This is a genomic window from Candidatus Woesearchaeota archaeon, assembly GCA_030651375.1.
GTDB lineage: Archaea > Nanobdellota > Nanobdellia > Woesearchaeales > UBA12501 > JAUSFM01.
Genome location: JAUSFM010000003.1, coordinates 207,875 through 219,748, shown reverse-complemented (window position 1 = coordinate 219,748; position 11,874 = coordinate 207,875). Strand labels below are relative to the sequence as shown.

Here is an 11,874-nt window from a genome sequence, read left to right as displayed (position 1 = left end):
CCCATGCAACCCTATTCGGGGAAAAAAGGCTGCGGCCAGTTCGAGCGATTCTTAGCCATCTTCATGTGCGTCCTTATTCTCACGCTTCCTTTTTACACGGCAAATGTCTTTGCAATCTCCTTCCAAGAAGTGCACATCAGCGGAGGAGACGGCAAAGAGTCATTCCGCAAAGAAACCGACGCCACCACCATCCGCGTCAAAATTGATTCTCCCTCGCCCGTGCTTCCCACCTTTTTGGAAGTGATGAATGATACTGACGGGGTGACGAGAAACTCACCCGGCACTGCGCGCTTTTCTCAATGTACCACGACAAACCCGTACGAATGTAGCGTAACATTGCCCATCAACAAAATTGACGACAAAGACCGATACAGCGTGTGTGTCAACCTTGCCAATGTTGACGGCAGAAGAGACTTTCCCCAATCCTGCGACGCTGCACGCCCCGTTGCCCAGCAAAACGGCAACCAGTACTCTGTTTTCCCCGGTATTCTCGTCGACAAACTCGGTCCGACGGTTCAGCACATAACCCCGACAGCAACTGGTGTTTCCAGCGGTACGGTTAATCTGACGGTTGCAGCGGTTGACACCACCGGCACGAGCCAGCAGGGCTGTGTTGGCGTTGCAAAAATAAAACTCTTTACTCGTGATGGACAAGAACTGGTTGCGCAGGACGTTGAGCCGCGGCCAACCGCCGGCAGTGCGTGCGCAGCAAACAACACCGTTGTTTCATTGAACGCTGATGCGCTTCCAAATGGCGCTTCCACCCAGATATGCGCCGTGCCGCAGGATGCGTTTGGCAACATTCATTCTTCTTATGTCAATGCGCAGGGCACGCTCACTCCCACGGCACAAAATTGCGTGAACATCACCAAAGACAATCGTGCGCCTGAAATAGAAAACTTCACCGCAATGGACGCCGGGCTTGTCAAAGAACTTTCCTTTGTAGCAAACCGTGTTGTCGAGGTAAAAGTCGTTGCAACCATCCTCACCCACACTCATTTGATTGGCCGTGTCAATGCATCAGTTGCCTCATTCAATGCCGGCGAACCGAGCGTGGTGCTGAACTGCGCAGAGCGCGTTCCGGAACAGCGCGATGAACAATCAACCGATCACCGCTTTGACTGTGTTGGCAATGCGCAGCTGAATCCTGACGGCGACAAAACGCGAAACCTTTTCCTCTCTGCGGAAGACGCAGCGAAAAATCATCTCGACGCAACCAAAACGCTCACCTTCCAAATCGATGATGTGCCGCCGGCAGTGCGCGAGATAACCGCGACGCGCGCGTTTGGCGGCGTGCCCGTGCTGGGGCCGGCAAGCAACACGCTCATTGCAGTCATTGACGAAACCGGCGCCGGTGTTTCAAAAGAAACCGTACTCATCAACAACAAAAACCCCGAGGCATGCATCCAGCCGGAAGCAGGCGCGTTCCTCTGCAACACCACCATCAGCGGCGTGCAGGCAGATCGAGTTTTAGTCACGGTGCGCGGCAAAGACCTTGCTGACAATCAAATGGAGCCCGGCAGTGCTGATATTCTGGTTGACCACGATGCTCCCCGTTTGGTCAAGGCTCAAATTATCTCGTCGTCAAACACGCCGGTGCTTGCTGCAGGCGGCACCGCGATTCTCCGCCTCATTGTTCAAGAAAATATCGCCATGGCCGATGATGCAGGCACGCACAACGCCGTTGCGGTCATTCCGTTTGATGCAGAAAATCCAAGCACGCCAAAACCCGCACTGAAATGCCAGCCGTTTGCGCCAGTGCAAACAGCAGTACCAGCTGCTCCTGTTCCATCGTCTGCTCAACCAACCACGCCTGCTGCTGAATCTGCTGGTCCCACATTTGACGCCGGAACCGGCGCGCTTGTTGCCATGACTGGATACGGCGTGAACGAAAACCTGCCGAACCTCTGGCAGTGCGACTGGGAAATATTTAATCTTGGCACGAACAAAGATTTCCGCGCCACCTTCACCGGCACCAAAGATATTGCCGGCAATGCACTGGTACACGGCGACAAAACAGCGGTTACCGTCGAGGATCCATTCCTTGTGTACACCGATGCGCAGGGCCATGTGCACGAGCTTGCGCCACAGGACTGGCTTGGAAAAACAGTGCTTGAAGGGCTTGCGCCTTCCAAATATACGCTCAATCCAATTCTTATCTCGCCTATTGTTGACGCCCGCGGCGCTGCGGTTGCAACCACCGCCGTGTTCTTTGATGTGCAGATAAATCCTGACGCAGGAACACCACCGGGCACTGCACCGGTTGCCGTTGATGTGACGAGCTGTTCCGGTGAAGACTATAGCGCCGGCTTCTTTGCGCAGGACGCAACCAAAGTCATGTTCAGCACAAGCTCACCAAATACTGCCAAGCTCCGTTTCAACCTGCGGCCGGGAAAAATTCCTGAAACAAAAACAAAGTTTGTCGTGACCTGCGAATTTTCCATCATGAGCAAGAACGGCAACAAAGTATCCGGCGTCACTAAAGCAACCGCAGTTCTGGAAATTCCGCTCGGCAATGTTAAGGACATCAGCGACGGCGTGTGGGATGAAATTGTTGACCACGTCGAGCAAAACAATCTCATGGGCACATTTGTGACGAAGGTCAACAAAGTTATTACCTTTTTGACGAGCATTTGCAGTATCTTGCAGGGGCTGACTTCTGTTGGCCTGGCAATTGCCGGTGTTCACGGTGTTATGGTTGTTTTGTCTGATGCCTTTCCAATCCTCAAACCCGCAGAGGTAGCGCTCGGCTCAATCAGCGGCACGATAAACAAATTTACTGATACTATCCAAAAATCATATGCCCAAGATGCCTGTGATTTTCTTACCTGCACCTGGACGCCAACCGGCGCATTATTTAAAAAATTCGGGCTCGAACAGCCATCCCTTGATCAGCTTGGTGGTACGTTCAAAGAAGCAGCTAAAGAAGCATCTTCTCTTGACCCACGTAAACAGACAGCCGCGCAATGGACTGCATGGGCAAACCCGCGGGGCAGTCTCTACCTAAGCTACCTTACAATGTGCATTCCTGGCATTTTTGAAAATCTCCAACGCCGCAGAGTAATTGAATGCAGCTACATTAGTTGCCTCTACAACCAAGTCGGCCAAGGCATGCCGAAAAGCACCTGTGACCGCGTCTATCAGTATGAAACCTGCAAAGTGGAAACCGGAGAACTCCTTGCGCTCATTCCCTTTGCGCACATCCAAAAACAAATCGGTGCGATCATGAAACAATTCATTACCAATCCCATGACTTTGGCAACTACTGGAATGACTATTGCGTGTAAATATGTTATTATCTCACCGGTTGGAGAAGGCAATACTCGTACTGTTTGTAATTTTATTTTCCTTCCATTCAACTTGCTCCGCGTTATTGACAGCATCAGAAATATCATCGACACGGTCAAAGGGCTGTTCAATCCGCCCGCGGATGCATGCGAAGATATCCTTAACAAACTCAAAAATGATCCGCGCTTTGACGAGGCAGCCGGGCGACGAAGCAGCGGCGCGCGCGGGTTCACTCAACAAGGCGCTCCTCAACAGTCAGCATCACCATCGGTATCCGGGCCTGCTGCGCAGGAAGAAGTGCGCGGGTTGAGTGATTAAGAAAAACATTTAAGAGACAAAAAAGAAAAGAGACAACGCATGAAACAAACCAGGTCACCACAGAATTGGGAGGAGTTCGAGCCAGCAGCCATTCCCTCACAGCGTCTGCTGCCGCACCAGAAATTATCAGTGACACTGGTTGTCATTCTGCTGATGCTGTTTTCCCTCGTCACTATCCAGAAACTGGAGAGTAGGATGGGGGATCAGATGTTTGTTGGGTTTGTTGCACGGCAAAGTGCAGCACCACAAATCCAAGTTACCCAACAGGACTTGATGAATGAATATACCTTTCTTCACGATAATCAAGCGCCACGTAACGGTGTCTTTGTTCGCTATGGCAGTCGTACCTATTCTTATAGAGATGGCAAATGGAATATTCCCGAACCTGCAGCGTCTGCGCCTCCACCAGCTGCTCAGGCACGAGCTGTCGCTGCGCCAGCAAAAAAACCTTCAGCGCCGAGTGCTTCGGCTATTCCCTCTCCCACACCACAACAGAACCTCGTGCCGTTACAATACGGAATAAGTCCTGCAACTGGGGAACCAATCCTGTATCATGTTGATACTGAAGGAAACTTTTACACGTATGATAAACAAAGAATCTCCCCTGAGTTTGAGCGCGTTTTGAGAACAACATTGGGAACGAGTGCTCAATACCTTGTAGCTGTTCAGCAGGCGCGTGGAACTTCTTCCGGCACTGCGGGGAATGCACCCGTAGCGTCTGCAGCTCCTGCATCGGTTGCTACATCTCCATCGTCAGCAGTGCAACCGGCACCATCAGCAGGTTCTCCTGCCGTTACCAAAACTGTGCGGATGCAGGGATTAGGATTTTTGGTTGACGCGCAAGGAAATGTGTATTATCCAGATGGTACCAAAATGAATGAAGAGGGGAAACGTACCCTTATAATGCGGCCAGAATATGCTAGTGCACTTGCCCGTGCGCGCGCGGCACCGTCTTCAACTGCAGTCGCTGCGCAACCTGCTCTTTTGCCATCTGTTCAAGAGTTTCCGCCTGTCGGAAAAGACCACTTTTGTTTAGAGTACACTCTTGCGGGTGATGCGTGCACCGCCGAATACAGAAAATACTTTGATAATCCCTCAAAGTATGCTCCGTCCGAATCAGCAGCAGCTGCAGCGCCCGCACATCCACCATCCATGGCGCCGGAGACACCGCAGAAACAAGCCCAGCGCTTGGCAGAAGAATTTGCTTCCTTCTGGCTGCCTGATTGTCATGCAGGTGATCCACGTCAGGATCTCAACTGTCAGAAAGGATCAGTCGTTGGATTACGAGAGCAATGCGCATCCGCTGAATGTAAAACTGCGTTTGCCCGATTCCTCGGCCAGTCGAATCCTGAGTTGGTCACCTTTGCGCAAGAAGCAACTGCTGCACCTTCGCAATCTGTACCTGCTGTTCCTGTCGTTGCCGCTCAAGCTCCTCAACAACAGCCGCGCCCTGCTCCGCTTCCAACCGCGCCAACGCCACCACCAGCTGCTGGTCCCGCAGTCACCGGGCAAGGCGCAATATATATGGAGCAAATCGGGTGGACTTACATTAGCAGAGATGAATCCGGCACACCACAGCTTCAAACATATGATACGCAACACAATACCTGGCGTCCTCCGCAAGGCCTTCCGAGTGGCACCCAGCGGGAACAGATTGTTCAACAACTTCGGGTGCGCGATCAGGGAACATCAGCAGCACAAGATTTGTCCACTGCAGTGAACAATTGCAGAAACAATAATTGTGTAACGCATGTCGTCGAGCAATTTAGTAATACTCCTTGCTTCCAAAATCCGACCTGCACGACTGCATTTGATGAAACAATTAAACAATCTTTAAATCCGAACCAGCAGTCATCAGTCTATGCTGCGTTTGTTGCGCAACAGCCTGCACCGCCGGCTCAACAGCCAGCAGCTCGAGAAGAAATTAGTTTTGAACCAGATGATAGTTTTGCTTCTGCTCCGACTCCTGCAACGTCTCCACCCTCTGCTCCTGCTGCTCAAGCAAATCCGTTTATTGGTGTTCCTGCTGATATGCTTACTCAGCTCTTGCAAAATTCGGCGTTGCCTGCAGCGCAACGCGCTCAAATTATGGAAGCACGTGCTCAAATCGGCGGTGCATCCGTCGAGACAACTCCTGCTCTTGCCGGCGCGCCGGTTGGCGGCGCGTTGCCTGCTGGCTCTGCTGGTGCACAAGAACGCGAACCTGCGCCGCCGCGGCCGGTTGCGCTCCCAACTCCGGCATACACTCCTCCTGCAGGAAGCCGACGGCTTGCGAACTCCAACTTTTATGTTATTCCCGGTGGAACAATAATTGATGCGGCGAGTGGCCAGCCCGCGCCTGATTCAGTCGTGAGTGCACTTTCCAGTGTGCCGGAATACGCTCAACAAATTACTACACAACAAGGTTTGCCGGCAGTGGCATCTCCTCCTTCTGCAGCGCGTTTTGCTGTCCGGCCACCAAACCGTGTTCCTCCCGGTGCAGTCCCGTTGCAAGACTCTCCGTACAGTATTGATTACGAAGGCAATGTATATGACACTGACGGAAAGGTCATTACTAATGATGTTGTCGCTGGCGCGCTTAGAAGTAATCCGATTGGTCAGCAAGCGCTTGCTCAAGCACAACAGCAGCGTCCATCAATCAATCTTCCGCCAGGTAGTGCAGCAGGCGTTCCGACAGAACCGTCGGCAGAGCCGCAACCACCACGTCCTGTTACTCTCCCTACTCCGGCGCCTGCTGTTCCGTCGACACCGCCCCTTAATGATGCGCAAGCAGCAACGCGCGCAACTGAAATCTCAAATTATTGCCGCGGCCAAGGAATTGACACGACAACCTGCCTTTCACAAGCAACGACTATCAGCGATTGCCGCACAAATAATAACTGTGTAAATGCGCTTTCACGGCTTCTTGCAACAAGTGGACCTGCTCCAACTCCTGCCAGATCTGCTCCCGTGCCTGGTGCAGTTGCTCCAGTTCCTTCTCGCGGCTCTCCTACTGCAGCTTCTACGCCTCCTCAATCGTTATCAAATGCAGATGCAGGAGCGCTTGCCATCAATCTTAATACATACTGTCAACAGAACGGATTTAGTGCGGCTCAATGTCGGACGCTTGCTCATGATCCAACTAACCAATGCTCGACAAATATCAATTGTATGCGTGTTGTACAAGAACTTTCTAATCAGTTGCCTGCGCCATCTTCCGGAGCGCCTGCTGCTGGGTCAATGCCCGGCGCAACGCCTGCGCCAGTTCCTGTTCCAGCTGCCACAGAAAGATACTTGGTCGGTGCAGGAGGATTTGATTCTGAAGAAAAAGCAAAAACACAATGTGAAACAGATCACGGTGCTGGAAATTGTGCTCGACAACAAACTCCCGGCGGCACTACCTCATTTGTATTCGGCGGAACATCTCCTGCTCCAGTCCCTACGCCTTCGACTCCGCCAACTCCTCCTCCTGTCGCACCACCAACTCCAGTACCCGGTCCAACTCCTGCGCCAACACCAGCTGCAGCAGCGGCTGAAGCAAAAACCCTCGAACAGATATTTGAACCTGCAGTGTCGAAAAAAGGAACGTCACCCGGCGCTTTGAAGGACTTTGTGCAAGCAACCTACGAAGGCACACTTGTATGTGATAAAGACGGAAAATGCGCTATTGATGTTGACCAAGATACGAAACTTTCTGCCACTGTTTCAGGCAATGAAATAAAACTTGAAGATGGCACCACGTTTACCAAGCGCGCTGATGGAGGCATTGAGGTCAGGCACGGCGACGTGCTGACACAATTCGTTGCCAAAGATGGCACCACCAGCGACCTCATCAGTATGGGCGTGAAAGAAGTAAAAACTGATGCAGCAGGAAATATCCAGAGCGTCACCTTCGAACGTCCGCGTTCGTGTAAAAACGGTATTATTCTTACGGTGTGCAGCGGCGGGCCTGCGGAAGCGAAATATGATCCAGCAACAAAAACGTTCAAGCTTGAAGACGGCACCATACTAACTCCATCCATTTCCGGCGTTGTGCTCGTCAAAAACTCTGACGGCAGCACATCACTGATGGCACCCGGGCCGAGCGGCGCTCCTGAACTTTTGACGACACTGGGGAAAGAAACAACGGTCACAGAAAAAGACGGCGTTGTTACTGTTTTGGGAGCGGATGGAAAACCCCTCCAAACAATTGACCGTACGCATACCGAGAATCTCATTATCACTAATCTCGGCACCGACGGCAAAGCAGAAAGTAGTTCGCACATGGGCATCGATCTTAATGGCAAACCCGCGCGTGTATTTGAAGAATTTGACCACGAGGAAAAAACATCGTCGATATACTGCGATGGCGGCGTGAAGTGCGGCTTTGCGCTCGGATGTGATGACGCCGGCGTGTGCAAAACAACTGGCCGCGTGGTTTCACGCCTCGGCGGCGCGTGCACCATTCAATCACGCGCGGGCTGTATGGTTGTTGACGAAAAAGGCAATAAAGTTGAAATCGCGGAATTCTGCAAAACCAGCGGCATGTCAGAAAAAGACTGCAAGGAAAAAATAGACTCTGCAGGCTCACCGAAACTCACCTTCTTTGACATGGTCAATCTCGCCAATGAAGGGGTGCAAATGGGCAATGACATCAAAAACTTCTGCGGCCTTGTCTCTGACAAAACGAAATGCGACGGCATTTTCGGCGACTGGTTCGGCGGCGAAGCATTCCTCAAAAAGCTTACCAAAACAGACCCCGTGCTTGCCGGCTTGTTCACCGGTGACTGGGAAGAAAGCATGTGCTGGAAATATCTCGACCGAAGCAATGCCGAGCAGGGACAGGAAGGATTCTTGTACGACCTTGACGGCCAACTCAAACTCTGGATTGCTGCAGAAAAAGCGCCCATGCCCGTGCCGATTGAAGAAGGCGGACTGCATAACCAACCGGGAATGTACTACCGCATCAACGGCGAAATCAGTCCGGGCAGATTGTGCCAGATTGACAATCCACCACCAGCAGAAAACCCGACGAAGAATGATATTGAAAAAGCATTCAAGAACGAGTTCCTCATATTCACCATCTGGCTCCGCGGTCCGAATGGCGAAACAATTATTGACCCGCAGAAAGACGGCAACAATGACAACAACGTTTTCAGTCCGCGGTGCGACAGCGGCGGCATCACCATGATCGGCCAGCAAACAATTGTGCGCGTGCTGCCGACGGACTACACTGAAATATGCATCAAGTTCCACAATCCCAGTAACCTGCAAAGCTTTGTCAGCGACGAGCTTGATGGCGGCATGTTCTGTAACACCATTGTGCAGTCATCGCCGGAAATTTCAAGCACCACAGTGCCAACCGGCGGCACACCTGCTGATGCGCAAACCAGCGCAACAGCCCAGCTCGGCCAGATTCCGGAAATTAAGAATTAAAATCAAAAATTAAGTTGAACCACATGAAACGAACAGTCGGCTTTACAGATTTTTTTGGCATGATGCGCCAGCTCAACGTGCATCATCTGCACGCTTTTTTTGCCGAGTGGCTCTTTCTTGGCCTTGCGGCACTGGGTGGGTTTGCCGTCCAAAAACTGCAGGTATCCATCGTGGCAACGATGCAGTCACTCAATCTTGGCTCACTCGCTGCCGACAGTGCTGCTGCGCTGGCCAATGCAACTGCGGTCAGAAATAGCACCTATCAAATCATTGGTCTCCTTGCAGTCTTTGCCGTGTACCTTTTTTTGGCATGGACGTTTACCCGTGCGCTTATCTGGAAGTCTCTTCTGAAAAAACAGGGCAAACAAAAACTGCCTGAAAAATATTCACTAGTACACTGCTGGCTGAAACTAATCGCCGTGAGCTTGGTCTGGGTGCCGCTGACCTTGGTTCCCCTGTTTTCGGCGCTGCTGTATCTTGCGAACCTCTACAACGCGCCGCTGTTTTCTCTTGCATCGCGCGCGTCCGGCTACACCTACATTTTTTTCCTTCAGGCACTCGTGCTGGCGTTGGTGATGCTGTACTGCCACTTCACCACTCTTTTTTACATCCACTTTTTTCGCACGCCGAAATTTCGCGCGGTGTGGGATGCGCTGAAAACCGGCGTCACCGAATTTTCACGGTTCGCAAAACCGCTCGGCATTCTGCTCATTTTTTTTGTCATCGTGATGCTGGTCGGTTCACTCGCTTCGTTGCTTCCTGAGCCGCTGAAAACACTTGGCGCGTTTGCCTTTTTGTTTATTTTTAGCACCATAAACAGGGCGTGGTACCTCTCTTTTTCTTAGCGCCATTTTCGCACTGTTTTCAGTCATAATATTTATAAAGCGAAATGCCTCATTTTACTCTGATGTTGCAAAAAAAGGGGCAGGTGACGTTTTTTATAATCCTTGGCATACTTCTCCTAATTAGCGTTGCATTTATGCTTTATTTTTCGCGTGAAAAACTCCTCGCGGGCGTGGGCGATGAAAAAAATATTCCCACTGAATTCAAAAGCATCCATACGTTTGTCCAACAATGCCTTGACGAGCAGGCGCTGCAAGGCATCATGCTGCTCGGCAGCCAAGGCGGCTTTATTTCTGTGCCGCCGCGCATCGCCATCAACCCAAAAAGTTTTCTCTCCCTCACCCCCGCGGGCGACCTGAAGATGCCGCTGTGGTACTTCGCCGGCGAAAACCGCGCGCCAACTATTGGCTTCATGCAAACCGAGCTCTCCACGTTTATCACCCGCCAGATGGAAACCTGCCTCAAAGGACTCAACGCAGAAGAATTTACACGCGCTTTCACGTTTTCATTTCCTGCGACGATGAGTGCTGAAACCAGCATAGGCACCGACGCGGTAGCAGTGAAATTTACCTATCCCCTCACCGCAACAACAGGCGGCCAGACCTTTACATTCTCCACGTTCGGCAGCCGGCTCGACGTCAAACTCGGCACCATAGCGCAGCTGGCAAAAGATATTTTTTTCAGCGAAGACCAAAAACTGTTTTTGGAAGACCTCACGATGGAACTCATGACACTCGGCAGTGGCAGGCCGCCGGATGACATTCCGTTTACCGATGTGTTGTTCACCTGCGACAAGCCGCAGTGGAGCAGAAAAGCAGTGCTCAACACCCTACAGAATCGGCTCTACCACAACCTGCCTCGCATCCGTGTTTCAAACACGGCAACGCCGCCGATTCCCCGCGATGACCCGTACGCGCGCAACCATTTTGAATGGAAAGTATCCGAGAAAAATTATCGAGACCTTTCCGTCGGCGTCACGTTCCGCAAAGACTGGCCGTTTGACTTCCGCGTCACGCCCAGCGTCGGCGATGTGATGCAGGCAAGCTTCGGCCGCGGTGCGCGGGAATATCTGAAGTACCTCTGCGTCAGCGCCTACCATTTCACCTACACACTCCAGTACCCGCTCATGTTCACGATTATCGACGACAAAGCATTCAACGGCGCGGGCTACGTGTTCCGCTTTGCCCTGCCGGTGATAATTGACCACAACCAGGGCGAGCGGCGAAACCTCGACACCAGCGTTTTCACGGTCTTCGAGCGCGACCGCGAAGTATGCAACGACCGGGAAGAGGAACCATTCGCTATCTACACGTTTGACAACGAAAGCGGCGTGTACATCAACGGCGCCAATATGTCGTTTGATTGCGTCAACCTGTTCAGCTGTCCGCTCGGCAGAACTGACCAAGTCGGCGGTATTGCGCGGTTGTCTACACTCCTTCCGAAATTCTGCACACCGGGCAGTGTTGTTGTCGAGCACGAAGATTATGTCACCACCAAACAACAGCTCGACCGGAGCCAGCAGAGCGTTGACGTTAACCTTCTTCCGGTGCGCCACCTGCCGGTTTCCGTCGTCAAGCGCACCATCACCCAGAAACAAGTCAACAAAGAAGAAAACCTGCACAGCGGCGAAACAGCGCTCGTGTTCATCACCACAAAAGATGTCACGGCATTCAGCAGCGTCACCCGCTTCCCGCTGGATGGGAAAAAACTTGCCGAAGACCTCGGCGATGCAGGTGTCGGCCGTCTCGGCACGGTTGATATCATTAATGCGAATGGCATTACCTACGACGTAACACTGGCGCTTCTTGATGGGAACGATGAACTCATCGGTCGGCTCGAGATGAACTGGACACCATCCAAGCGCGACATTAAATCCGGAACTGGCGTGAAATTTACCGTGCTTGAATATGTTCCGCATCCCGCAACAATGATTGACCAGGCAAAAATGATTGAAGACACCAGTGCTCCTGCGCACACCAGCAAGGCCGTTCCTCACTTTACCACATAAAAACATAAAAAGGGCAAAACCGA

Annotated in this window: 4 protein-coding genes; all 4 read left to right on the top strand. The window is 52.0% G+C overall.

Annotation, left to right across the window (positions count from 1 at the left end):
* The first annotated feature begins 3 nt into the window (after window positions 1-3).
* Window positions 4-3,606 (top strand): hypothetical protein, encoded by a 3,603-nt coding sequence (locus tag Q7R76_01150; protein ID MDO8642183.1) that lies wholly within the window; start codon window positions 4-6, stop codon window positions 3,604-3,606.
* A 39-nt stretch (window positions 3,607-3,645) separates the two neighbouring features.
* Complete coding sequence (locus Q7R76_01145; protein ID MDO8642182.1) at window positions 3,646-9,000, top strand: hypothetical protein; 5,355 nt, start codon at window positions 3,646-3,648, stop codon at window positions 8,998-9,000.
* A gap of 23 nt (window positions 9,001-9,023) precedes the next feature.
* Complete coding sequence (locus tag Q7R76_01140; GenBank protein ID MDO8642181.1) at window positions 9,024-9,845, top strand: hypothetical protein; 822 nt, start codon at window positions 9,024-9,026, stop codon at window positions 9,843-9,845.
* Between the two features lie 62 nt (window positions 9,846-9,907).
* Window positions 9,908-11,851, top strand: a complete 1,944-nt coding sequence (locus tag Q7R76_01135; GenBank protein ID MDO8642180.1) for a hypothetical protein — start codon at window positions 9,908-9,910, stop codon at window positions 11,849-11,851.
* Window positions 11,852-11,874 lie beyond the last annotated feature (23 nt).

Bases quoted from the DNA above. Each gene is read 5' to 3' on its own strand.
- Q7R76_01150 (MDO8642183.1), top strand. From the start codon at position 4: ATGCAACCCTATTCGGGGAAAAAAGGCTGCGGCCAGTTCGAGCGATTC.
- Q7R76_01145 (MDO8642182.1), top strand. From the start codon at position 3,646: ATGAAACAAACCAGGTCACCACAGAATTGGGAGGAGTTCGAGCCAGCA.
- Q7R76_01140 (MDO8642181.1), top strand. From the start codon at position 9,024: ATGAAACGAACAGTCGGCTTTACAGATTTTTTTGGCATGATGCGCCAG.
- Q7R76_01135 (MDO8642180.1), top strand. From the start codon at position 9,908: ATGTTGCAAAAAAAGGGGCAGGTGACGTTTTTTATAATCCTTGGCATA.